Source organism: Streptomyces sp. CY-1, from assembly GCF_047218265.1.
In the GTDB taxonomy this organism is placed as follows: Bacteria; Actinomycetota; Actinomycetes; order Streptomycetales; family Streptomycetaceae; genus Streptomyces; species Streptomyces niphimycinicus.
On the sequence record NZ_CP178393.1, the window covers coordinates 8768182 to 8791851 of the forward strand.

Annotated in this window: 22 protein-coding genes and 4 pseudogenes; 16 read left to right on the forward strand and 10 right to left on the reverse strand. The window is 69.8% G+C overall.

Annotated elements, in window-relative coordinates; all coding sequences use genetic code 11:
• Positions 1–3: 3 nt before the first annotated feature.
• Positions 4–1350 carry an ABC transporter substrate-binding protein gene (locus ACK1X7_RS37640; RefSeq protein WP_385144637.1) on the reverse strand — a complete coding sequence of 449 codons (1347 nt, stop codon included), beginning with the start codon at positions 1348–1350 and terminating at the stop codon, positions 4–6.
• Between the two features lie 145 nt (positions 1351–1495).
• Here ACK1X7_RS37640 and gcvPA point away from each other — a divergent pair, with 145 nt between their 5' ends.
• From gcvPA to ACK1X7_RS37665, 5 genes are all read left to right on the forward strand, one after another.
• Entirely contained in the window at positions 1496–2875 is a 1380-nt protein-coding gene (gcvPA, locus tag ACK1X7_RS37645; RefSeq protein WP_413116316.1) for an aminomethyl-transferring glycine dehydrogenase subunit GcvPA, read from the forward strand.
• Positions 2872–4464 (forward strand): aminomethyl-transferring glycine dehydrogenase subunit GcvPB, encoded by a 1593-nt coding sequence (gene gcvPB, locus ACK1X7_RS37650; protein ID WP_398158654.1) that lies wholly within the window; start codon positions 2872–2874, stop codon positions 4462–4464. Before gcvPA ends, gcvPB begins: the two co-directional genes overlap by 4 nt.
• A complete protein-coding gene (locus ACK1X7_RS37655; protein ID WP_385144643.1) occupies positions 4461–5651 on the forward strand; it encodes an ATP-NAD kinase family protein in 1191 nt (396 codons plus the stop codon). Before gcvPB ends, ACK1X7_RS37655 begins: the two co-directional genes overlap by 4 nt.
• Positions 5652–5742: 91 nt before the next feature.
• Positions 5743–6489, forward strand: coding sequence for an SDR family NAD(P)-dependent oxidoreductase (locus tag ACK1X7_RS37660; protein ID WP_361500852.1), 747 nt, complete (start codon positions 5743–5745; stop codon positions 6487–6489).
• A 49-nt stretch (positions 6490–6538) separates the two neighbouring features.
• Positions 6539–7180, forward strand: a complete 642-nt coding sequence (locus tag ACK1X7_RS37665) for a GntR family transcriptional regulator (RefSeq protein ID WP_385144645.1) — start codon at positions 6539–6541, stop codon at positions 7178–7180.
• A 249-nt stretch (positions 7181–7429) separates the two neighbouring features.
• On the opposite strand, the gene ACK1X7_RS37670 is transcribed toward ACK1X7_RS37665, so the two are convergent.
• Positions 7430–8032, reverse strand: coding sequence for a TetR/AcrR family transcriptional regulator (locus ACK1X7_RS37670; protein WP_385144647.1), 603 nt, complete (start codon positions 8030–8032; stop codon positions 7430–7432).
• A gap of 107 nt (positions 8033–8139) precedes the next feature.
• Between ACK1X7_RS37670 and ACK1X7_RS37675 the strand changes: the two genes are divergently transcribed.
• On the forward strand, positions 8140–9075 hold the full coding sequence (locus tag ACK1X7_RS37675) for an alpha/beta fold hydrolase (protein ID WP_385144649.1): 936 nt from the start codon (positions 8140–8142) through the stop codon (positions 9073–9075).
• A 50-nt stretch (positions 9076–9125) separates the two neighbouring features.
• On the opposite strand, the gene ACK1X7_RS37680 is transcribed toward ACK1X7_RS37675, so the two are convergent.
• The 4 genes and pseudogenes from ACK1X7_RS37680 to ACK1X7_RS37695 form a co-directional block, all read right to left on the reverse strand.
• Positions 9126–9518: a glycoside hydrolase family 97 C-terminal domain-containing protein gene (locus ACK1X7_RS37680; RefSeq protein WP_390794509.1), complete on the reverse strand. Its 393-nt coding sequence runs from the start codon at positions 9516–9518 to the stop codon at positions 9126–9128.
• 19 nt (positions 9519–9537) lie between these two features.
• Positions 9538–9708 (reverse strand): annotated as a pseudogene (locus ACK1X7_RS37685) (glycoside hydrolase family 97 catalytic domain-containing protein); the annotation flags it as partial.
• Positions 9709–9729: 21 nt separating this feature from the next.
• Positions 9730–10248 carry a glycoside hydrolase family 97 N-terminal domain-containing protein gene (locus ACK1X7_RS37690; RefSeq protein ID WP_413116317.1) on the reverse strand — a complete coding sequence of 173 codons (519 nt, stop codon included), beginning with the start codon at positions 10246–10248 and terminating at the stop codon, positions 9730–9732.
• A gap of 152 nt (positions 10249–10400) precedes the next feature.
• The gene (locus ACK1X7_RS37695; RefSeq protein ID WP_398158657.1) at positions 10401–11741 is read right to left on the reverse strand and encodes a tetratricopeptide repeat protein; all 1341 of its coding nucleotides are present in this window, start codon (positions 11739–11741) and stop codon (positions 10401–10403) included.
• A 588-nt stretch (positions 11742–12329) separates the two neighbouring features.
• Between ACK1X7_RS37695 and ACK1X7_RS37700 the strand changes: the two genes are divergently transcribed.
• From ACK1X7_RS37700 to ACK1X7_RS37710, 3 genes are all read left to right on the forward strand, one after another.
• Entirely contained in the window at positions 12330–12740 is a 411-nt protein-coding gene (locus tag ACK1X7_RS37700) for a hypothetical protein (protein ID WP_390794506.1), read from the forward strand.
• Positions 12741–12890: 150 nt separating this feature from the next.
• Positions 12891–13097 carry a hypothetical protein gene (locus tag ACK1X7_RS37705; protein ID WP_385144659.1) on the forward strand — a complete coding sequence of 69 codons (207 nt, stop codon included), beginning with the start codon at positions 12891–12893 and terminating at the stop codon, positions 13095–13097.
• 140 nt (positions 13098–13237) lie between these two features.
• On the forward strand, positions 13238–13867 hold the full coding sequence (locus ACK1X7_RS37710) for a protein kinase domain-containing protein (protein ID WP_413116318.1): 630 nt from the start codon (positions 13238–13240) through the stop codon (positions 13865–13867).
• 63 nt (positions 13868–13930) lie between these two features.
• Here the strand turns inward: ACK1X7_RS37710 and ACK1X7_RS37715 are convergent.
• Positions 13931–14089: pseudogene (locus ACK1X7_RS37715) on the reverse strand (response regulator transcription factor); the annotation flags it as partial.
• On the opposite strand from ACK1X7_RS37715, the pseudogene ACK1X7_RS37720 reads away from it, so the two are divergent.
• Both ACK1X7_RS37720 and ACK1X7_RS37725 read left to right on the forward strand, forming a co-directional pair.
• A pseudogene (locus ACK1X7_RS37720) lies at positions 14019–14186 on the forward strand (hypothetical protein); the annotation flags it as partial. The pseudogenes ACK1X7_RS37715 and ACK1X7_RS37720 sit on opposite strands and share 71 nt — an antisense overlap.
• Positions 14123–14851, forward strand: a pseudogene (locus tag ACK1X7_RS37725) (ATP-binding protein); the annotation flags it as partial. The pseudogenes ACK1X7_RS37720 and ACK1X7_RS37725, both read left to right, overlap by 64 nt.
• A 135-nt stretch (positions 14852–14986) precedes the next feature.
• On the opposite strand, the gene ACK1X7_RS37730 reads toward ACK1X7_RS37725, so the two are convergent.
• Positions 14987–15910 carry a DMT family transporter gene (locus ACK1X7_RS37730; RefSeq protein WP_390794504.1) on the reverse strand — a complete coding sequence of 308 codons (924 nt, stop codon included), beginning with the start codon at positions 15908–15910 and terminating at the stop codon, positions 14987–14989.
• A gap of 169 nt (positions 15911–16079) precedes the next feature.
• The gene (locus tag ACK1X7_RS37735; RefSeq protein WP_413116319.1) at positions 16080–17102 is read right to left on the reverse strand and encodes a Ppx/GppA phosphatase family protein; all 1023 of its coding nucleotides are present in this window, start codon (positions 17100–17102) and stop codon (positions 16080–16082) included.
• 220 nt (positions 17103–17322) lie between these two features.
• Here ACK1X7_RS37735 and ACK1X7_RS37740 point away from each other — a divergent pair, with 220 nt between their 5' ends.
• The 4 genes from ACK1X7_RS37740 to ACK1X7_RS37755 all read left to right on the forward strand — a co-directional run bounded on the left by ACK1X7_RS37740 (position 17323) and on the right by ACK1X7_RS37755 (position 21891).
• Positions 17323–19575 carry a protein kinase domain-containing protein gene (locus tag ACK1X7_RS37740; protein WP_413116320.1) on the forward strand — a complete coding sequence of 751 codons (2253 nt, stop codon included), beginning with the start codon at positions 17323–17325 and terminating at the stop codon, positions 19573–19575.
• Between the two features lie 66 nt (positions 19576–19641).
• Positions 19642–20448: an alpha/beta fold hydrolase gene (locus tag ACK1X7_RS37745; protein WP_390794502.1), complete on the forward strand. Its 807-nt coding sequence runs from the start codon at positions 19642–19644 to the stop codon at positions 20446–20448.
• A gap of 32 nt (positions 20449–20480) precedes the next feature.
• Positions 20481–21317 (forward strand): MerR family transcriptional regulator, encoded by an 837-nt coding sequence (locus ACK1X7_RS37750; protein ID WP_385144671.1) that lies wholly within the window; start codon positions 20481–20483, stop codon positions 21315–21317.
• Between the two features lie 13 nt (positions 21318–21330).
• Entirely contained in the window at positions 21331–21891 is a 561-nt protein-coding gene (locus ACK1X7_RS37755; protein WP_385111856.1) for a GNAT family N-acetyltransferase, read from the forward strand.
• Positions 21892–21928: 37 nt separating this feature from the next.
• On the opposite strand, the gene ACK1X7_RS37760 is transcribed toward ACK1X7_RS37755, so the two are convergent.
• Positions 21929–22795 (reverse strand): helix-turn-helix transcriptional regulator, encoded by an 867-nt coding sequence (locus ACK1X7_RS37760; RefSeq protein ID WP_385144673.1) that lies wholly within the window; start codon positions 22793–22795, stop codon positions 21929–21931.
• Between the two features lie 114 nt (positions 22796–22909).
• Here ACK1X7_RS37760 and ACK1X7_RS37765 point away from each other — a divergent pair, with 114 nt between their 5' ends.
• A complete protein-coding gene (locus tag ACK1X7_RS37765) occupies positions 22910–23608 on the forward strand; it encodes an SDR family NAD(P)-dependent oxidoreductase (protein WP_385144675.1) in 699 nt (232 codons plus the stop codon).
• Positions 23609–23670 lie beyond the last annotated feature (62 nt).

The window sequence follows — 23670 nt, forward strand, 5'->3', positions numbered from 1 at the left end:
GCGCTACTCCGCCCTCTTGCGGCCGGTGGCCCTGGCGAGTTGCCCGGCGGCCGAGCCCAGGGCGCGGCGCGGGTCCCGGCCGTGCAGCATCACGCCGGTGACGGCGGAGATCATGATGTCCGCGGCCTTGGCGTCGTCCTTGTCGTACTCGACCGGAGGGATGTTGCGGGCGAGGCGGGCGAAGACATCGAGGGTGCGCTGACCGCCGAAGTAGTCCTGCCTTTCGCTCAGATAGGGGTCGTCGAGCGCGGGCAGATAGGCGGGGAAGAGACCTTCGCGTTTGAGCATGGAGATCTGGTTGTCCTTGCGGGTGAGCAGGAACTCGATGAAGGCCCAGGCCAGCCGCGGATTCTTGCTCTGTGCGGGCACAGCGAGGGTGGATCCGCCGATGTTGGAGGTGCGGATGGAGCCGGCGGTGAAGCCGGGCAGCGGGACCACCCCGAACCTGCCCTTCAGCTCGGGCATTTCGGAGGTGAGGGTGCCCGTCCACCAGGCGGCGGTGGGCGTCGTTGCGGCCTTGCCCTCCTTGGTGCCGGTGACCAGTCCGTCCCAGCCCCTCTCGTAGGCCACCAGGCCCTCGTCGCCGAGGGCCTTCATCAAGGTCAGGGCCTTGACAGCGGCCGGGGTGTCGACGGCGACGCGGCCGCCCTTGAAGTAGGACTGGCCCTGCTGTTGCAGCAGCATCGGGAAGATCCCGGCGTCCTTGTCCGCGGGGTCCTGGATGATCAGCTTGTGGCCGGTGGCCTTCTTGATGCGGATGCCGGCCTTGACGTAGTCGTCCCAGGTGAGCAGGGAGCGGGGGTCGACACCCGCGGCGCGGAAGTGGTCGGTGCGGTAGTAGAGAGCGCAGGGGCCGATGTCCCAGGGCAGGGCGAACAGCTTGCCGCCGGGGCCGGTGACCGTGTGCCATGCCGCGCGCTCGAAGTCGCCGCCGTAGCGACCGCCGAGGCTCATCAGGTCGTAGAAGCCGGCCGGGAAGTTGCCTATGTAGCGTGGCATGTGGGTGCCCTCGACCGTGAGGACGTCCGCGAGGCCCGTGCCCCCGCGCAGCCCAATGGTGATCTTGTCGTAGGCGTTGTCGTAGCCGATGTCGACGACGTCGACGGTGGTACCGGGGTGGCGCTTTTCGAAGTCGCCGGCGAGGCGCTTCATGGCCTTGGCGGCCACATCCCACGACCAGACGGTGATCCTGCCGCTGACCTTTCCTCCCTTGTCGTCCGCTTTCCCGTCGATCTCGGGAGCCCGTCCGCCGCCGCCCACGCCACCCATGGCACAGCCGCTGAGCAGGGATGACGCCGTGGCCGCGAGGCCCGTGGCCAGAACGGCCCGCCGGGTGGGTCTCGTTGACACTCTTGCCTCCTGGTGCCTGAATGCATAATGCTGTATTCAGAACACTGAATGACGGAGTCCGCCGTCAAGAGGTGTACAAGCAAAGACTTTTGAAGCCGGCCGCCCCCGGCCGGGCCAAGCTGCTTGCCTACGCGAAAGGCACGGCATGACGTCGTCCGAGAACTTTGTCCACCCCTACATCCCGAACTCCGTGCCGTCAGTGCGGCAGGCGATGCTCGACGAGATCGGTGCGGCGAGCATCGAGGACTTCTACGCCGACATCCCGGCCGGGATCCGGCTGCACCGCCCCCTCGACCTGCCGGCTCCGCTGCGTTCGGAAGCCGAACTCACCCGGCATATGGAGGAACTGCTCGCCCGCAACACTTCGACACGGCAGGTCCTCAGCTTCCTCGGCTCGGGCTGCTACCCGCACCATGTGCCCGCGGTCGTGGACGAGGTGGTCAACCGCAGCGAGTTCCTCACCGCGTACGCGGGCGAGCCGTATGAGGACCACGGCCGCTTCCAGGCGCTGTGGGAGTACCAGTCGATGATGGCCGAGCTGCTCGACGTCGAGGTCGTCAACGTCCCGGTGTACGACGGCTTCCAGGCCACCGGGACCGCCCTGCGCATGGCGGGCCGCGTCACCGGGCGCCGCCGCGTGCTCGTCGCCACCGCGATCGACGCGGACAAGCTGTCCCGCCTACGGGACTACGTCCGTCCCGACCATGACATCACCGTGGTCCCGGTCGACCCCGAGACGGGCTCCGCCGACCTCGACGCGCTGCACCGGGAGCTGGCCGCCGGTGACACCGCGGCCGTCTACGCGGACGCCCCCTCGGCCCTCGGCATCGTCGACTCGTCACTGCCGCGGCTCGCCGAACTCGCCCACGGCGCGGGCGCCTTGTACGTCGTCGGCTGCAATCCGCTCACCCTCGGCGTGCTCGCACCCCCCTCCGCGTACGGCGCGGACATCGCCTGCGGCGACATCCAGCCGCTCGGCATCCACCAGAGCTTCGGCGGCGGCAACGCCGGCTTCATCGCCACCCGCGACGAGGAGCGGCTGGTCGCCGAGTACCCCTCGCGCCTGTTCGGGCTCGCGCCCACCTCGGTCGAGGGCGAGTACGGCTTCGGCGACGTGGCACACGAGCGGACCTCCTTCGCCCTGCGCGAGGAGGGCAAGGAGTGGGTCGGCACGGCGGCCGCGCTGCACGGCATCGGCGCCGGTGTCTATCTCGCCCTGATGGGACCGCAGGGCATGCGCGAGATCGGCGACACGATCCTCGCCCACACCGCGTACGCCCGGCAGCGCCTGGCCCAGGTGCCCGGCGTCGAGGTCCCGTACGGCGACGCCCTGCACTTCGCCGACTTCACCGTGCGCTACACCGGCGGCAGGACCGCCGCCGAGATCCGGGCCGACCTCAAGGAGCGCGGCATCTACGGCTCCGTGCCCACCGGCGAGCACGAGGCCGCCTTCTGCGTCACCGAAGTCCACTCCAAGGCCGACATCGACCGGCTCGCCGCCGCCCTCGAGGAGATCGTCAAGTGACCGCCCACCACGCCCCCGCACCCGTCTCGCCCGAGGACGCGCGGATCGCGCCCAAGCCGCGTCTGCGCCGCTTCCAGCAGGCGTCCTGGGACGAGAAGCTGATCTTCGAGCTCGGTTCGCCGGGCGAACGCGGTGTCCTTGTCCCGGCGCCGGACCCTGCCATCGCCCCGGTGGAGATTCCCCCGGCGCTGCGCCGCGCCGAGCCGCCCGCCCTGCCCGAGATGTCACAGCAGCAGGTACTGCGCCACTATCTGCGTCTGTCGCAGGAGAACCTGGGCGCCGACCTCAACATCGACGTCGGCCAGGGCACCTGCACCATGAAGTACAGCCCCAAGGTCAACGACCAGTTCGTCCGTGACCCGCGCATCGCCGCGCTGCATCCGCTCCAGGACGAGGACACCGTCCAGGGCGTCCTCGGCATCATCCACAGCCTGGAACTGCTCCTGAAGGAGATCTCCGGCATGGACCGGGTCTCCCTCCAGCCGGCGGCCGGTTCGGCCGCGATCTACACCAACGTGGCCATGATCCGCGCGTACTTCGCCGCGCGCGGCGAGCTGGCGCAGCGCGACGAGGTCATCACGACGATCTTCTCCCACCCGTCCAACGCGGCCTGCGCGAAGACGGCCGGATTCAAGGTCATCACTCTCCACCCGGACGCGGACGGCTACCCGGACATCGAGGCGCTCAAGGCCGCGGTCGGACCGCGCACGGCCGCGCTGCTGATCACCAACCCCGAGGACACGGGCATCTACAACCCGCGCATCGAGGAGTTCGTACGGATCGTGCACGAGGCGGGCGGCCTGTGCTCGTACGACCAGGCCAACGCCAACGGCATCCTCGGCATCACCCGCGCCCGCGAGGCCGGGTTCGACCTGTGCCACTTCAATCTGCACAAGACGTTCTCGACACCGCACGCCTGCGGCGGACCGGCGGCCGGGGCGTGCGCGGTGACGGAGGAGCTGGCACCGTATCTGCCCCGCCCCACCGTCGAGTTCGACGGCGAGCGCTATCGTCTGGACGACGACCGGCCCGAGTCCATCGGAAAGATGCGGCCGTTCTACGGGGTGGTGCCGAACCTCGTGCGCGCATACGCATGGATCATGTCGCTCGGCGCGGAGGGACTGCGCTCCGCCGCGGAGACCGCCGTCCTCAACAACAACTACCTGCTCCACAAGATCCGGCGGATCCCGGGGGTCTCGGTGCCGTACGCCCAGGGGCGGCCGCGCGTCGAACAGGTCCGCTATAGCTGGCAGAAGCTGCACGAGGACACCGGGCTGCACTCCGAGGACATCGGGCTGCGCGCCGCGGACTTCGGCACCCACTACTGGACGAGCCACCACCCGTACCTCGTCCCCGAGCCGATGACGCTCGAACCGACCGAGTCGTACACCCGCGCCGACCTCGACGAGTACGCGGCGATCCTCACCGAGATCGCCCGCGAGGCGTACGAGTCGCCGGAGACGGTCCGCACGGCCCCGCACCGTTCGACCATCCACCGGATCCGCCCGGAGACCCTGGACGACCCGGCCACCTGGGCGGTCTCCTGGCGCGCCTACCGCCGCAAGATCCTTGGTGAGGCCACCCGTTGACCAGGATCGGCCTGGTGGTCAACCCGGTCGCCGGACTCGGCGGCCGGGTGGGCCTGGGCGGCACCGACGGCCGGGAGCGCCGCCACCGCGCCCTCGCCCTGGGCGCGAGGCCCCTGGCGGGGGAACGGGCGGCCGCGGCACTGCGTGAGCTGCGTGAACTGCGGGCGGGATCGGGCGTCGGTGCCGGGGCTGGTGCTGGTGCCGGTGCGCTGGGTGGCGCGGTCGCGGAACCGGAAGTCGTCACCGCCGCCGGAGCCATGGGGGCCGACTCCGTCGCCGCCGCCGGGCTGACGGCGCGGGTCGTGTACGCCCCGGGGGCCGGGGACGAGACCTCGGCCGAGGACACCCTCGCCGCCGTGCGCGCCGTCGTCGCCGAGGGAGTCGACCTGCTGCTTCTGGCCGGTGGCGACGGTACCGCCCGGGACGTGCTCACCGCGCTCGACGGGGTGCACTGCCCGGTACTCGGGGTGCCGACCGGCGTCAAGATGCACTCGGCCGTGTTCGGCGTCAGCCCGCGCGCGGCGGGCCAGGTCGCCGCCGCGTGGCTCGCCCGCTCCGGCTCCGTACGCCTGCGCGACGCCGAAGTGATGGACCGGGACGAGGATGAACTGCGCGCCGGACGCGTCGCCTCCCGCCTCTACGGCTGGCTCCCCGTGCCCGACGTGCCCGTGCGCGTCCAGCAGCGCAAGACCGGCAGCACGGCCGGTGCGCCGGAGGCGGTCGGCGGCATCGCGGCCGAGGTCGCCGAGCGTGTCGGCGACGGACTGCTGGCACTCGGCCCCGGCGGTACCACCCGCGCCGTCGCCGCCGCGCTGGGGGCCGATGTCTCCCTCACCGGCGTCGACGTGCTCGCGCTGCGGCCCGGTCACCCCGCGGAGGTCGTTCTGCGCGACGGGGGAGAGGACGCCCTCCTCGCGGCGGGTCCGTGCTGGATCGCCCTCTCTCCCATCGGCGGCCAGGGCTTTCTCCTCGGCCGCGGCAACCAGCAGATCTCGCCGCGTGTCCTGCGCGCGGCGGGCGGCCGGGAGCGGCTGCTCGTGCTGTGCACCGAACAGAAGCTGGCGTCCTTGGGCGGCCGCCCTCTCCTCCTCGACACGGGCGACGAGGCGCTGGATGCCGAACTGGCGGGCCATCTGCCCGTCATCACCGGCCGCCGCCGAACGTCGCTGTACCGCCTGACCACCTGAACCGCCCGAACCGCCTGACCCCCTGAGCTGCCTGACCGCCTGACCGTCCGAGCGCCTGGACCGCGCCCCCTACCCGGTAAAGGAACCCCTCATGATCACTCTCAACGGCAAACGTGCCATCGTCACCGGCGGAGCCACCGGTATCGGCCGGGCCACCGCTCATGTCCTCGCCGAACTCGGCGCCCGCGTCGTCATCGCCGACATCGACACGGACGGCGGCGAGCAGACCGCCAAGGACACCGGCGGCGTCTTCGTCCGCTGCGACGTCTCGCGACGCGAGGACTGCGAGGCCGTGGCCGCCGCCGCGCGGGAGTACTTCGGCGACGCCGACGTGCTGTTCAACAACGCCGGCATCATCCGCCGCTCCACCGTCTGCGAGATCACCGAGGACGACTGGGACCTGGTGATGGCCGTGAACGTCCGCTCCATCATGCTGATGAGCCGCCTGGTGATACCGGGCATGGCCGCGCAGGGCGGCGGCTCGATCATCAACACCGGCTCCGGATGGGGAATTTCGGGTGGCCGCCGCGCCGTCTCGTACTGCGCCTCCAAAAGCGCCGTCGTCAATATGACCCGCGCCATGGCCATCGACCACGGCCCCGACAACATCCGCGTCAACTGCGTGTGCCCCGGCGACACGGCCACCGGCATGCTCGCCGAGGAGGCCCGGCAGCTCGGCGAGAGTTCCGACGCGTTCTACGCCGACGCCGCCGACCGGCCCCTCGGCCGGATCGGGCAGCCGAGGGACATCGCACAGACCGTGGCCTTCCTCGCGTCCGACGCGTCGTCGTTCACGAGCGGGGCGATCATCCCGGTCGACGGAGCCGGTACCGCGTGACTCGCCGGTAACGGATAATCGACCGGACGGAAGAGGAGGGCTCCCCCACATGCCAATCGAAAACCGCCCGCTGCGCGAACAGGTCAAGGAGGAACTGATCAAGCGCCTCGGGCGCGGCACCATCGCGACCAACGAGCCGATCAACGAGGGACAGCTCGCCACCGAGCTCGGAGTCAGCCGTACTCCGCTGCGCGAGGCACTGATCACGCTCGAGCGCGAGGGCGTCATCACCAGCGACCGTGGCAAGGGCTTCCGGTTCACGCCGCTGAGCGCGCAGGAGTTCCGTGATCTGACCGCGATCGTGGCCGCGCTGGAGACACTGGCCCTGGAGTCCAGCGATCCGGAGCTGCTGCGGGCGACGGCTCCCCGTCTCCTCGAGGAGGCACGGGCCTTCTCCGCGCCGCAGGCGCCGCACGACGTCATAGAGCGTTACGACGACGCCTGGCACGACCTGCTCCTGTCGGGCTGCACCAACGACCGGCTGATGAAGCTGATCACCTCGATGAAGGTGACGATGCACCGCTACGAGCGGGTGGCCCTCGGCGACACGGACACCCTGGAGCGCTCCGCCGTGGAGCACGAGCGGATCGCGGAGTGCCTACAGCGCGGCGACATCGACGCGGCCGTGGCGGCGCTCAAGGAGAACTGGAACAGCGGGATGCACCGGATCCTGGAGCACTTCAAGGACTGAGGGCTTACCCGGGGCGGCCTGTCGTCAGCCTGAACAACCCCAGGTCGTCCACGGGTGCCCCGCCGGGAGTTGGGGCCCCGAGCCCGTGCCCTGCCCGTCGGCACGGGACCGGCGCCTGGCTGGAGCGGGAGCTGCCGATCGTCGCGGAGGGCACCGATCAGCCGTGGGTGTCGGGTGGAGGCCACTTCACAGCCATCCGCCAACGTCTCCTCGCGGATGTCCTGGCCCCGGGGCGGCGGCGTCCGTGCTTCAGGGCCGGAAGATCCGGTCCAGGTGGTAGTGGAGGACGGCCGTGGCGGACTCGGCGTCGCGCTGGCCCACCAGGACGCTGGTGCCGAGCCCCGCGGACATGGCCAGCAAGCCGACCGCTTCTGCATGGGTGTCCGTGCCGGCCCGGAGCAGTCCGGCGTCCGCCGCCTGCCGCAGCAGACCGGTGAGGGTGATCTCGGCAGTGTCGGGATCCTTGATGAAGGGCTGGGCCGCGAGGGCCTCGTCGGTGACCGACAGCACGGCGTACGAGGTGTAGAGGTGATGGAACAGGCGGCTCTCCTCGTCGACAGGTAGGGCCGCCGTCAGCAGTGCCTCGATCACCGCCCGTGGCCCGGGGTTGTCGCCGGCGGCGTGGACCTGGGCGGTCACCCGTTCCCCGAACCTGTCGGCCAGATGCCGCAGTCCGAAGAGGAGCAGCTTCTCCTTGGACTCGAAGTAGTACTGCACCAGCCGCAGTGAGACGCCCGCCTCGGCCGCCACGTCCCGCATACCCACAGCGTGCAGCCCTTGTCGTCCGGCGGCCCGGACGAGGCCCTGCGCGATCTCGGTGCGTCGCTCTGCGTGATCCACGCGCTTGGGCATGGTTCGACTCTCCGCTCCTCGGATCGGGTCTCCGATTTTTGATGATACAGCCGTACCATCTTTGTGGTACGTTCGTATCACAAAGACCGACTGCCCAGGAGGTGGCCGTGCCCGAGCCCACAACAGCCCGTTCCCAGTCCGATGTCGGCCGCTTCGTCAGCGACGAGTGGCGTGCGCGCTACTTCGCGGCCTGCGACGCGGTCTACGCGCTGGGCGCGCCCGCGTCCTGGGAGGAGGACGTGGAGACCTCCTTCGGGACCACGCACGTCTACCGCTACGACCCCGAGGACCCGGCCGCCCGCCGGCGCACCCCCCTCGTCCTCGTCCACGGAGCCGGCTCCTGCTCCGCCATGTGGTACCCGAACACGCCCGCCCTCAGCGCCGAACGGCCCGTCTACGCCATCGACACCCCGGGCGACCCGGGCCGCAGCGTGCAGCGCGCGCCCATCCACGAGCCCGAGCGCGCCGCGCAGTGGCTGGACGAGACCCTCGCCGGGCTCGGGCTCGACCGTGTGCACCTCCTCGGCTCGTCGTACGGCGGCTGGCTCGTCCTGAACCAGGCATACCGCGCGCCGGAACGCCTCGCCTCGGTCACGCTGCTCGACCCCGGGGGCCTGGAGAAGGTGGGACTGCGCTTCTTCGTGTGGATCTTCGCCAGCCTGTTCGCGACCTTCGCTCCCAAGGCGCTGCGGCCACGGCTCGCGTCCTGGCTGGAACAACCCGTCCTCGTCGTCCCGGAACTGCGCACCATGATCCGCACCGGCGTCCGCGCCTACCGCATCCGCCGACCCGTGCCGCACCCCCTCACCGACGCCGAACTGGGAGCCGTCCGCACGCCGTTGTACCTGGTGCTCGGCAGGCGCAGCCTCCTGGTGCACCCCGACCGGCAGGTCGAACGCGTGCCCCGGCTGATCCCCGGCGCACGGGCCGAGATCATCTCCCGGACCGGCCACGGCCCGCAGATCGACCACGCGGAGCTGACCAACCGGAAGATACTCGACTTCATGAACGCCGCCGACCTCGGCCTGCCGACATCGCGCTGAGGACCGTCCCGCGGGTCACGAGCGAAGCCGAAGTCGGGCCGCGGCTACAGTCACGGTGCCGTGAAAGACTGCGCGGGGCGCAATCGGATCGCGGTGCCGCCGCCCGCGACGAGTCGCAGTGTGAGCACCGTGGACGATCGCACCGTTGTGGTCCGGACATCGATCGGCAGCGGGTTGTCGTGCCAACTGGTGTCCGCGGCGTCGCGGTAGATCTCGGCCCGGTACCGGCCCGGTCCCAGGAACCGCAGCGGCACCCGCAGCGTCCGGTCCTGCTCGTCGGTGATCGCGCCGAGATACCAGGTGTGGCCCTTCCGGCGGGCGGCGACCGTGTAGTCGCCGATCACGCAGTCCAGGAACCGGGTCTCTTCCCAACTGGCCGGGATGTCCTTCAGATAGGCGAAGCCCGGGTGGGAGCGGTAGTTCTCCGGGGTGTCGGCCAGCATCTGGAGCGGGCTGAAGAAACAGGGAGTACAGCGCGAGTTGCGTGGCCGATGTCATCTGTACGCGGGTACCGAGCCCCGCCGGGTCCCAGGTCACGTTGAGCACGCCGGGGGTGTAGTCGGCCGGACCGCCCATGAACCGGGGGAACGGCAGGATGGTGGCCTGCTCCGGCGGATTTCCCAGCTTCCCCATGGGTCATACTCGGATAGTCGATCAGCGCCGCCTCGTGCACGACGAGGTGGCGGTGACCGTATAGGTGTCCAGTCCGGTCTGCGCCGGCAGGTGGTAACGGAATCCGACACCGTCGTCGAAGGCCCGGACGACCAGGTCCAGCCGTATCCCACTCGCCGACTGCACGGTCCGCACCACGCACTCCCTGGCATGGTTGCGGACGAGCGCGTCGGGACCCCACACCGGACGCCACGACTCCTTGATCGTCCTGCGCTTGACGGATTCCACCACCAGCCCGCTGGTCAGCGACGGCCGCCCGTCCAGGTCGAGCCCGAGCCCAGAAGACGCGACCAGCACCCGGCCATCACGCACGACCTGATACCGAAGATCCCCGCTCGCCGTCAGAACGGTGACCCGCAACCGGCCATTCGGCGAGTCGACCGTGACGTGGCCGGACGTCCCGGCGAACGAGGCGGCCCTGGCGGGGGCGCTGAACGCCCCGGTGAGTGCGGCGCCGGCGGTGGCGCCGAGAACCGTACGACGGCCTGGCTTGCTGACCACTTCACCCTCCATCAAGGCTGACCGGGTCGTGCACAACAGACGGGATACGTCCTGTCGGATGCGGGGACTTGTTCCATGGGCGCGGGGTGCGATGACGACAGTGCCGTCGTCACCCTTCCCCGAGCCACCGCCGCGAACCGGATGTGCGTGCCTCAGGCCGGCAGCGAGGCAGGCATGACCATGCGTGCGCGGTCGTTCAGGTCGCGGGCGGCATGATTCTTCAGGTGCGGTTTGATCAGTCGGAGCATGCTCTGCATTCGCTGATCAGCCCTCCCTGATTGGACCAGCGGGTAATCGTCGAGTGCGCTGTGCCAGGTAGCGCATGCCGCTTCCAGATGCCCTACTGCGATTTGTCGCTCGGCCAGCATGGCGCGGTGCCGGACGCGGGCGCGCCGATAGACGTCATACCTCAATCGGTCTGACTGCTTCATTGCTTCGATCGCGCCAGTCACGTCACCAAGTTCGTAGCGAACCTGGCTGGTGTGATAATTCAAGGCCGCCGGATCGTACGATCCAAATGCCTTCTGCTGGGACTCGGCCTTGTCCATGGCAGTTTCGGCTTCCCGAAGGTACATGAGAGCCTTGGTCTTCTCGCCAATCTGTGCCGAAGCGTGCGCCTGTTGACCGGCAAGAAATGCCCGCATTCTGGGTCCGGCCTTGGGGGACGCGGCAGCGGCGGCATCGGCGAGCCGCATTGCGGCCCTGCCATGTCCCAGGTCGACTGCCTGAACGCTCATTCCTCGCAGCGTGGTGCAGTAAGTTAGGTGATCCTCCGAGGCTCCAGCTAATGCCAAGGCTTTCAAATAGTACTGCTGAGCCAGCCCGTGAATTCCCTCGTCCACGGCCATGTATCCGGTGAGATAGCACAGGTCGGACGCTGCGGACATCATCGCTTTACGGACCGCTTCCGTGGCGTCGGCCCGGAGGTATGGAGTCACCGTATTGACGAGGAACGCCGCGGCCATGGGGCGCGCATGTCGGCCGCCGAACTGATCATCAAGCTCTGAGATCCGTTCGGTCATGGCCACAACCGTATGGACGTCAGGCATCCCTATGCGCTGCACCCGCCCCGTCTGAACCGCTTCCATGCGACCCACGACGTCCGGCCAATTAGGCACCGTTAGCGCGACAGAGAAGAGGCTCGCGCCAAGGACGCTGCGCCGTGAGGGGTCCATGTCCTGCCTCCCCAAGTCGATCAACGCCTCCACGGTACCCGGGCGTGCGTTCGACTCGTCTGCGGGCAACGCGAACCCCGCCTGAGCATGGGTGATCGGGCGGCCCAGTTTCCGGGCGAACGCCTCCAAGATCAGCGGCCGAACAGCCTCTTTCGGCATGTGCCCCCTAAACCACTGATGAGCGGATGGTTCCCGGTACTTCTGGGGCGTTCCGCGTTCGGTGCCGATGCGGTTGACCTCCTGGACGAACTGCCGCAGTGTCCACCCGGTCTCTCGGAACAGCCGCTCCAGGCCCTCGTTCGGCTCCCGTTGGCTCACTCCGCGCTCATCTCCTCAGCAAAGGCGGGTGCTTAAAGCATTTAAAAGCTGCCGCTCTTGTCACGGTACCGCGATGCGTAGTGGCGCGGTTGCCTAGAGCGAGCAGGACCCCCGCGACCGTGCGACCGGCCCGGGGGCATGGTCAACGCTGCGTAGGGAGCGTCAACGTGAGAGAGCGTATCGCCCGATCCATGGAACGGTGGGGGCGAAGGTTATTCCCCGTCCCTGGGCGCCATCGGACAACCAATGCGTTACAGCACACCCCGGCACGCGTCGCCGTGCCCGTATCCGTTCCGACCTGTGTGCCTGCCGGTGACGCGGATTCACCCACGCTTCAGCTACCGCGTATCCCGGCCGGTGACCGCTTCCCGATCGCTTGGGACACCGATCCCGTGCCGTTGTACGTGCTCCGGTACGAGCGGCAGCGAGCGCTGAGAGTCTCGCGGTGAGCGCGATCGAGCCTCCGGCGCAATCGCAGGAGGCGCAGCAAGGCGCGCCCAAGCCCCCAACTCAGAAGGAGTTGGACCAGCGTGCGGAGACCCTCAAGAAGAAGATCGACAAGCACCTTGGGCGCGGAGGGCGGACCCGATGACCTTGTGTGCCACGTGCACCCGCCTGAAGCACAACAAGGCGAAGGCCATGGAAGCCGGTGACTATCGGCTGGCCGCCGATCTCGAACTGAAGATCCGGCACCATCCGGACGGCCACAAGATGCCCCCCGTCCGGTGCTCGCTGAGGGGGGATCGGGTGAATGAGCCGACGCCGTACAACGGGCCTCAGCCGGGCGAGGAGGCTTACGACGCTGCCACGGGGCATGTGGGCATTCTCCAAGCCATCTGTGATGTCAAGGAACTCACCTTCGGCCACCAGATGCCGGGCCCGCTCGTCGCGTTCCTCCGCCCCGAGAAGGGCGGACAGGAGTGGATGACTGACTCCAAGAACGTCAAGTTCCCGGAGGAAGTGCGGCCGCATCCCAACTCCGTCGACGATCTGCCCTGACACGTTCTATAGCTCCACCCGCCGGACGGTGTTGGTTCCCGTCTGGTGGGTGGGTGAGGCCCCGCCCCGATCGTTCGCAACAGGAAGGGCTAGCGATCGGGGCGGGTCAGCAAGTGCCGAGCCCACTCCGACCAGGGAGGGAACACAGCAATGACAGCAGTACTGAACGACCAGAAGACCGGCCGGTCATTGATCGGCGAAGAGCTGTTCAGCAGCCTCGCTCACTTCGTCGTCACCCACAACGGGCAGACCCCGGAGCGGGCCGCGCTCTTGGAGAGGACCGGAATTCATGGCCGACGCAGCGCCGTACGGGATCCCCACCAGCGTCTCGGAGACGCTGGCGGCGGCTCGTACTGAATCGGCGCGGATCAACGGTCTGGGATGTCGAGACGCGGCACGGCCGGTTTGCCGTCAAGCTCGGCTATCCCATCAAAGCAACAAGTGAATGGGAGGCCCAGGAGTGGACTGCCCTGGCCCCCGGCCGTGAGGGCGCAATCTTGCAGCACCTCAACCGGAATCACGTCAGTTATGGCGACTGGGAACACGGCACCTGGAACGTCCAGCCCTGGCACCGGGGCAACAGCCTGTACGACCTTTGGCAGCCGCACCGCGCCAAAGGGGCCTGGCCAGAGCCCGACCTGGGTGAAGCGCTGTCGTGTGCGGAAGCCGTAGCCGCGTTGCACGCCACGGGATGGGCGCACGGGGACATCCAACCCGCGCACCTGATCATCAGCCATGAGGGAACGGCGCTCATTGATCTCGCACTGGCCCAAGGCGGCGCCATCCCCGCCGCGTACGACTTCAGCTATCGGGGCTGTCTCGTCCACTACGAGAGCCCCGAGATCTCCCGGAGCGTACTGGAGACCGGTACGGCCACTCCGACCCTGGCAGCGGACGTCTACGCCCTCGGCGCCTCGCTCTTCATCAGCGCGACCGGGCTGCGCCACGTCGCGTATCCCGACGACGCCGGCCGCAAGGACCAACGGCAAGCCATCGTGGATGGACCACACCGACCGGTGAACGTGCACGGGGTGCTCGGCAAGCTCATCGAAGCCATGCTCAGCCCCGATCCGGCCGACCGGCCGAACAGCGCCGAAGTCTGTAAGGAACTGAGCAACGGGCGCTGAGCTCTTGATCGCACGGCGGACCGTGAGCGCACTCGGCGCCATGCTCCACTGGAGCGTCGTGGTTCAGCCGCCATCCACCAGGTCGTTCCGGTAGGCGTAGCCCACCGCCTGGGCGCGGTCGGTGGCGCCGGTCTTGGCGAAGATCCGGTTGATGTGCGTTTTCGCGGTGGCCTGGCTGACGACGAGCCTGGCGCAGATCTCCGCGTTGGACAGGCCCTGGGCCGACCCGCTGAACAGGCAGTCCCTCAGCGCGACATGCCTGTGCGTGATGTACGACCCGTTCTCCCGCACCTGCGCCATCGCCTCCGCAGGACATCCGCCGCCCATGCTCGCCGGACCCGACGAGACCCCCCGCGTAGTCGACCTGACGGCGGGCGCGGCCCCCCGTTCGCCACCACCACCGTCACCGTCGCCGACGGGGATCTCCTCGCCCTCTACACGGCCGCGCTGTCGGCCGCCCACCGGTCCGAGGACGGCACCGGCGGCCCGCCACTGCTCCGGCAGGTACTCGCCGACGCCGACCGGCCCCTCCAGGACCTGTGCGACGACGTCCTCTACCGGCTGCGCGGCGACGCCCTCTCGGGCGATGCCATCCTTCTCCTCGCCCGCACCCACGCCTTCCCCGCCGAAGCCACCGCCACCTGGCCCCTGGACGACGACCCCACCGCCCCGGCGATCGCGCGCCGGCACGCCCGGTCCCAACTCGCCACCTGGGGCGTGGACGAGGACACCACCTACGCCACGGAACAGATCGTCAGCGAACTGGTCACCAACGCCCTGCGCTACGGGGCGCCACCCGTGCGCCTGCGCCTCATCAAGGATCGCAACCTCACCTGCGAGGTCCACGACTCCAGCCCCACCGCCCCCCGGCTACGGCACGCCGGGATCGTCGACGAGGGCGGCCGCGGCCTGTTCATCTGCGCCCAACTCGCCCAGAACTGGGGCATTCGCTACAACGGGCAGGGCAAGACCGTCTGGACCGAGCAGCCCCTCGCACAGCGGCCCTCCAACAGCTCAGCTCGTAGAGGTCCGACGCCACGACGCTCATTTTGTCCGGGAGGACCGACTTCGCCGTATTCACGATCCTACCGGCGACCTCACCCGCGTCCACCGGTGGCATCACCCGCGAGCAGCGGCAGGCTCCCCGAGGCCACCGAGTTCATCCCTGCTCCGGTCGACACACTGGGCGAGGCAACGCGTATGGGACAGCCCGAAAATTCCGTACAGCAGCACACTCAGTCCCAGCAGTGCCGGCACGAGCCAGAATCCGGCGCGCGGCTGCTCGCCGTAGAGCGTCACACCGAGAAAGAAGCTCACCGTGGCATCGCCGAGCGTCAAGGCGGGTTGCGAGCCGATCAGCGGGCCCCCTTGCATGGCGACCCCCAGCAGGAACAGGGAAAACGCGCCGACGGCCGCGAAGCTGTACGTCTGCCACGCGGTGAAGAAGGCGACCGCGCCCTGATCGGAGAGAATGTTCATGGCCGACTTGACCAGCGCCGCGGTGACGGCGTTTCCGATGGCCGCCGCTGCCGCCAGCGAGGCCGCTCGCATCAGACCGGCGGGGCGCCGCAGACCGGCCAGAACGAGGGCGGCGCCGATCCCTCCGGTGACCGCGAGCGCCGGCACCCACCAGATCCCGGGCACCTGATCGCGCCCTCCGGTGGGGGCCAGCGAGAAGAGCACCAGCGCCAGCCCACCGACGATGCAGGCCACGCAGATCCATGCCTTGCGCGACACACCGACACGGAAGACCAGCCCGCCGATCACCAGGGCCAGCGGAAGTTCGAGAATGAAGATGGGCTGGACGGTGGCGAGCGATCCGGTGGCCAGCGCGAGGGCCTGAAAAAGGGCGGCGAAGACAACGCCGAGCATCCCGCCGAACCAGACCGGAGTGTGCAGCAGGTCGCGGATCAGCCCGAGGCGCAATGATCGCGACGCGGGAACAATGAGCGCGGCGCGGCGCTGCAACACCGTCCCGAGCGCATTGCTGACGGCCGCGAGCAGGGCGAACACGACGGACAGCACGATCGTCGTCGTCACCATGGGCACCACTCCCGGGCTCGCGTTCTTCTCTCCTGGTTCTCCTGGTTCTCCTGGTGCGCTCCCCGGGCCCTTCCGCCAGGCTACACAGCTCGGGCGCGGCGATGGCCTCCGCCGATTGCGGGCGGAGGCCATCGGAAGCCGGTCCGGGCGGTGCCGCGGCCTCCCGTTCTCATGCGTCGGCCGCCACCGCCCCGATGCCCTGGAGCCGCCGGTGGTCGGCGAGGGCCGGGAGCGAGGTGAGTGCCGGGGGAGCGGGGGGCTCGCCTTCGAGGCCGGAGACGTGGTCGAGGAGGACGCCCTCGCGCAGGCCCCAGGGGCAGGTGGTGAGCCGTTCCACCGCCATGACCTCCATGACGGCCTCCGCGACGATCGCACCGGCGAGGGACTGATGCGCCCTGGAGGCTGAGATGCCGCGCAGCCTCGCTCGCTGCTCGTCCGTTTTGGCCGCGAGTTGGGGCACCCAGGGCCCCAGGTCCTTCCGGCTGAGACTGTGGAGCGCGGGCAGGCCATTGCGGGGCTGTGGCTTTCCGGCGAGGCGGGCCAGTTGTGTGAAGGTCCGGGAGGTGGCGACGCAGGAGAGGGGCGCCGGCTGGGCGCGCAGTTCGGCCGTGCACTGGCCGAGCACGGAGCGTACATGCCGGCGCAGCGCACTGACGTCCCGCTTCTTCACCGGTGTGGCATCGGGCAGATGGTGGCGGGTGAGCCGGTCGGCGCCCAGGGGCAGGGAGACGGCGAGGTCGGGGTATCTGCCGCTGCCACAGGCGATTTCCAGCGAGCCACCGCCGATGTCGAGGAGCAGGATCCGCCCCGCCGACCAGCCGAGCCAGCCGCGCGCCGCCCTGAACGTCAGCCGTGCCTCCTCCTCGCCGGTCATGAACCCCACGCGGATCCCGGTGGCGGCCTCGATCTCGCCGAGCACGGCGTCCCGGTTGGTCGCGTCCCGCACCGCCGATGTGACGAAGGGGATCAGCCGGTCGACATGGTGGGCGAGAGCGGCCGCGGCACTCGCCGTGACGGCGCGGACCAGGGACCGGATCGTGTCAGGCCGGATCACCCCCTGGCGGTCGGTCGCCTCGGCCACGCGGACCGGCTGTTTCCACGATGTCACCGGCTCCGGGGGCCTGCCCGGACCCAGGTCGGCGATCATGAGGTGGACCGTACGGGATCCGATGTCGATCACTCCACAGCGCATATGCCCTGAGTGCCCCACTCACCGCAGGTTCAGACCTCCGTTGATCGCACTTCACCTGGAGAACACCTGGACGGCCCGGCGGTGTCCGGAACACCATCAGCGGCGAGTACCCGCACCGGGCCGCGGTGTGCGTGCTCAAGAGGGGGAGAGCTGTTACGGGGTGGTGGGGTCGTTTACGCTGTCGCTCGCTCGAACGGTGAGAGACGGGGTGACGGGGAGCATGTCCCGATCGGAGCACGGTCGACCGGCGATACCGCCCGTTGACCCGGGGGGACAACCGGGGTGGCCGACAGCTCCGCCACCCCACAGCCCACTGGGGCAGGCTGATCCTGCCCAGGCCGGTCCGTACCGGCTCGAGGCGATTTTGGGCGCGGGCGGGATGGGCCGCGTCTACCTGGGGCGTACGCCGGCCGGCAGCGCGGTGGCGGTCAAGGTCGTACACCGCGAATACGCGGGCGACGCGACGTTCCGTAAGCGCTTCGAGCAGGAGGTGGCGGCGGCCCGGCGGGTCCAGGGGCTGTACACCGTGCCGGTCGTGGACGCGGATCTGCGGGCCGATGAGCCCTGGCTGGCCACGGCCTACGTGCCCGGGCCGTCCCTCCAATACGCGGTCGCCGAGAGCGGGCCGTTGGCGGCCGATGCGGCGCTGGGGCTGATCGCCAGGGTGGCGGAGGCCCTTCAGTCCATCCACGCCGCCGATGTGATCCACCGTGACCTGAAACCCTCCAACATCATCCTCACCGCCGAGGGTCCCAAGGTCATCGACTTCGGTATCGCCCGGGCCGCGGACGTCACCACGGTGACCGCCACCGGAATGCGCACCGGAACGCCCGCCTACATGGCGCCCGAATACATCAGGGGGCAGAGCGTCACCGAAGCCGGTGATGTGTTCGCCCTCGGAGTCGTCGCCCACTTCGCCGCCACCGGACGGCTCGCCTTCGGCGGCGGCACCGACCACGGCGTGGTCTACCGCATCCTGGAACAGGCTCCCGACCTCGACGGCTGCCCCGAGCCCCTCCGGGCCATCGCCGCCGGATGCCTGGAGAAGGACCCGGAGCGGCGGCCGACCCTCGCCGAGGTCATCGAGCGGTGCCTCCCGGGTGAGACGACGGGCATCGCCGACGCCCACCCACCCACCGTGGTGTCCCCGGCAGGGCCCGAGCGCCGGACACCCGGCCCGCCGGGCGCCCCCGGCCTGCCCGACGCCGAGACACGCACCTCACCGTCGCCGCGCGGGTCCGGGCCCGCCGCCCCCGTACCGCCGCCGTCCGCCCCGGCCGCGCACGACCCGGCACGGGGCGCCGCCCTCGGCGGTCCCGCGACCCCACCGAGCGCGGACACCTCGCCGAACCCGCCGGTCCCGGACCCGCTCACCACGCCCGCGCCGGGGCTGCCCGTGCTGCTCGGCGGAGTCGGGATCCTCATCCTCGCCGTCGTCCTGATCGCCGTCTACCTCCCCGGCTCTTCCCCCGACCGGGGCCCCAGCTACCCCTATCGCTCGTTCGAGCCGACGGCCGCTATAGGGCCCACCGGGCAGTCCAGGGACACCGAAGGCATGGCGTTCAGCCCGGATGGCAAGACGCTCGCCACGAACAGCGACGACGGCAAGGTGCGACTGTGGAATGTCGCCGACCGCAAGCCACGCGCCACCTTCATCCAACGCGACAGCGTGGGGAATGACGGGTTCGGGGGCCGCAGTGTGACGTTCGGCCCCGACGGCAAGCTCCTCGCGGCCACCAATATGACCGGTTGGGTGACCATGTGGGACGTGGCCAAGCACCGGCAGGTTCGCTTCCTCGGCACCACAGCCGATGGCGGCGAAAAGGTGGCCTTCAGCCCGGACGGCAAGCTGTTCGCCACCGGCAGTCAGACCGGTTCGGTGTTCCTGTTCGACACCAACGACCACAAGGACGACAAACTCGCCTACTACGACCAGGAGGCCAAAGTCACGGGCGTGGCCTTCAGCCCGGACGGCCGGACGTTGGCCTCCGCGAGCGACGACTCCGACAGCAACCTCACCCCGAAACACTCGGTGCGGCTGTGGGACGTGGCACATCGCGATCCGGAACCCTACGGCCAGGACGATCCACGGCTCACCATCTCCCCCGCGCAAGGAGTCCTGAGCCTGGCGTTCAGTCCGGACGGCAAGACGATCGCCACCGGCAGCTACGACGACAAGGTGCGGCTGTGGGATGCGAAGACCGGCCGTCAGCGCGCCACCCTCGGCGACTCCTACCAGACGAAGGTCGACCACCTGGCGTTCAGCCCGGACGGCAAGACGCTCGCCGCCCCCGCCGGACAAGGGCTGTTGCTGTGGAACGTGGCCACCCGCAAACCACGCGCCATCCTGCTGACCGGCGCGCAGGGGCCGGAGAGCACGGTCCGGGACGTGGCCTTCAGCCCGGACGGCCGCCTCATCGCGGGCAACGACACCAAGCACCACAAGGTGTACCTGTGGAAGAACCCCGAATAGAGCGCGCGGTGAGAGTCGCCGCGGCGGTTGACCCTGACGCAGGGGCAACCTCGCAGCATGGGCGGTATGACGACGACGCGCCACTTCACAGTCCACCACGACGGCGTCACCATCCCGGTGTCCCGCGGTGGCCGGGGACAGCCACTTGTCCTGTGCCCCGGCCTCAACTCCACCCAGGCCGATCTGCACGAGCTGACCGAACTCCTCCGACGCGACCACGACGTGGTGACCTTCGACCTCAGGGGCCATGGCCTCGCCTCGGCCGCCGACCGGTATTCCTTCGACGCGTTCCTGAGCGATCTCTTCGCCGTGCTGGCGGAACTGGAACGCCTCGACCTGCCCTCGCCGCCCGTGCTCGTGGGCTACTCGCTGGGCGCGGACCTGGCCGTGTACTACACGGCCGAGTGTCCTGACGCCGTGGCCGGGCTCGTCCTCATCGACGGGGCGAACCCGCTGCCCGAACCGTTCATCACCGAGGCCGATCTCGTGGACTTCCGAGCCATGGCGGAGGATCCGGCGACCCGGCGGGAGATCGAGCGGGCCAAGGGCAGCGCGCGGCAGGTGTTGCTCACCGCCCAGGACGTCCTCGACCTCCAGCTCGAGATGGATGTGGTGCGGTCCGGAATCCTCGACCGGTACCGGAAGATCGACTGCCCCATCCGCATGATCATGTCGACGTCGATCGCCGGCGACAGCACGGAAGGGCGTGCGCCGCGGCACAACCGGCTCTGGCGTGCCGGTATCGATCGCCTGGTCCGCGAGCGTTCGCATATCTCCACGTCCTGGCTCGACGCCGACCACCGGCTGGTCTTCACCAACACCCCCGAGATCGCGGAGATCATCCGAAGCACACCCCCTCGTCCGACAGGCTGACTTCGCGAGCGACTCCGAGGAGACTGGGACCGATGCTGACCATCGGCGAGCTGGCGTCGTACGCCGGAGTGACGGTGCGCGCGGTGCGGCATTACCACGCCAAGGGGCTGCTGCCGGAGCCGGAGCGGGACCACTCCGGCTATCGGAGGTACGGCGCCGACGCCGTCGTCGAGCTGATCAGGATCCGGATCCTCGCCGAGGCCGGCGTACCGCTGGCGCGCGTACGGGACTTGCTACGGGCCGACGAGGAGGAGTTCGCCGCGGCGGTCGCGGACATCGACAAGCGGCTACGGGCGGAGATCCGGGAGCGGCAGCGGCACCGCGAGCGCGTCGCCCGCCTCACCTCCGGGGACAGCCTGGCGCTGCCCCCGGAGGTGGTCGAGTTCCTCGACCGGCTGCGGGCCCTCGGGGTCGACGAGCGGATCGTCCAGGTCGAACGCGACGGCTGGATCCCGCTGGCCGCGCACGCCCCCGAGCGGGTCCCGGAGTGGATGGCACGCAAGCGGGAGCAGATCGCCGACCCGCGGTTCATCGCCTTCTACCTCACCCTGGGCCAGGCACTCGACCGCACGGACGACGACCCACGGCTGGTCGAACTGGCCGACCAACTGGCCGCCTACCTCACGCAGATGGCCGAAGAACGGGGCGAGGACTACATCGACGATGCCGACATCGCCCCACCGCTCGCCAAGGTGATGGACACCCTCGCCTTCGACACCATGCCATCGGCCCGTCGGCTGATCGAGCTGCTGAAGCAGCGGGGCTGGACCGGCTGGACCAAGCTCGAGCGCGTGGCCGTGACCCGCGACCGCGGTGGGGCAGCAGGCGGCCCGCCACGAATATCCGGTGGCGGGCTCGGGCGCCGATGATGAGGATCGCGGGATGCATGTCTTCCTGGAGACCGAACGGCTCGTGCTGCGCCCGCTCACCGAGGCCGACGCCGACCACCTCTTCGCGCTGGACAACGACCCCGACGTCATGCGCTTCCTCACCGGCGGCAAGCCGACGAGCCGCGAGACGCTCCACGCCCGGATCCTGCCGCGCCTTCTCCACGACCACCCCTGCTTCGGCACCCGCGGCTACTGGGCCGCCGAGGAGAAGGCCACCGGCACCTTCCTGGGCTGGTTCGAGTTCCGCCCCCTGGACGACCACAGCCCCGCCGTGGTGGAACTCGGCTACCGGCTGAACAAGGCCGCCTGGGGCAAGGGTTACGCCTCGGAAGGAGCGCGGGCCCTGATCGACAAGGGCTTTACGGACCTCGGGGTGGAGCGGGTCACCGCGGACACCATGGCGGTGAACACCCGCTCGCGGCGGGTGATGGAGAAGGCGGGCCTGTCGTTCCTCCGGAACTTCACCGGGGACTGGCCGGACGCGATCGAGGGATCCGAGCACGGCGAAGTCGAGTACGAACTCACCCGGGCCGCCTGGGAGCAACGCCGATAGCCGCACCCGCGGTCGGCCGATCGACGCGTAGGCCGGATCAGCCGTGCGTGGTGGCCGGTGGGCCGGCGACGGTGGTGAGCCGGAGCTTGGTCTCGTCCTCGCTGCCGGGCACGGCGGTCATGATGACGATCTTGAGTTCGGAGTCGCCGTCGGTCAGGGTGTCGCAGTCCACCGTGACCGGGCCCACCGACGGGTGGTCGATCGTCTTGTGGTCCTCGAGATGCGCGGCCACCTCTCCGGCCGCCCATAGCTCGGCGAACCTCCGGTTGCCCGCGTTCAGTTCGCGGATCAGCGCGGCCAAGCGGCTGTCCTGGGGGAAGCGGCCGGTGGCGCGGCGCAGGTCGGAGACAACGGCGGCGTCGGTGGCGGCGGGGTCCGCCTCGGTCACCGGCCACCGCGCGAGGTGGGCGGGACCGGTGGCCACCGGGAATCTGTCGCGAGCGAAGTTGCGCAGCCGTGGCGGCGAGGCGGAGGGGTCGCCCAGGAGGGCGGCCCACCCATGGTTCCACCACACCAGTTGCCAGTCCGCCGCGAACACGGCGACCGCCACGTCCCCGAGCCGGACGAGCACCCGTTGCACACCGGGCGGAAGATGGTCGGAGATCGCGCCGACCACCGGCGGGACGAGCCGGGCCAGCCGGTACAGGTGATCCCGCTCGGCGGTGGACAACTGAAGGGCGCGCGCCAAGGACGCCACCACCGACGCCGAGGGTGTCATGGCCCGCCCCTGCTCCAGGCGTACGACGTAGTCGACCGACACCCCGGCCAGCTCGGCCAGTTCCTCGCGCCGCAGCCCGGCCGCCCGGCGCCCGCGGGCCACCGGCAGCCCGGCGGCCGACGGAGGCAGCCGGTCCCGCCAGGTGCGGATCATCGCGCCCAGTCCGGTTCCGGGAGTCGTCGGCATGCTCGCCATCCTCCTCCATCCCCGGCCGTACGGGTCGGTGCGAGGGTGGTACCGGTCTTCCTACCGTCGAAGTCTCCCTGGTCCGCCGCCTTCGCCGGGACCAGCATCGAACGCATGACGATCACCTTCATCACCGGAGCCAACAAGGGTCTCGGCCGTGAGACCGCCCGCCGTCTGATCGAGTGTGGCCACACCGTGCTGGTCGGAGCCCGCGACCGGGAGCGGGGCGAGGAGGCCGCCGCCGCGCTCGGCGCACGCCACGTCCCCATCGACGTGACCGACGACGCGTCCGTGGCCGCCGCGGCCGCGAACGTCGCCGCCCACGAGGGAAGGATCGACGTTCTGATCAACAACGCCGGTGTGCACGGCCCGGCCGGCGACCCCGGCGATCTCACCGCCGCCGACGCCCTCGCCGTCCTCGACGTCAACGTCATCGGCGTCATCCGCACCACCACCGCGTTCCTGCCGCTGCTGCGCCGCTCGGACGATCCTGCGATCGTCAACGTCAGCAGCGGTATGGGCTCCCTCGCCCTCACCCATGACCCCGCCCGGGCCGAGTCGCGCGTCGTCGTGCCGCTGTACGCCTCATCCAAGGCGGCGCTGACGATGCTGACCACGCAGTACGCCAAGGGGCTCACGGGCATCCGGGTCAACGCCGCCGACCCCGGATACACCGCGACCGACCTCAACGGTCACAGCGGGCCCCAGACCGTCACCGAGGGCACGGACGCGATCGTCGCCCTGGCCACCGAGGGGCCCGGCGCCGGCACCGGCCGCCTCGTCTCCCGCCACGGCGAGATCGCCTGGTCCTGAAACAGCCGTAACCGTGTGCCCGACCGGCCGGGCGACGACGGAATTCGTTGTTGATGCCCCCG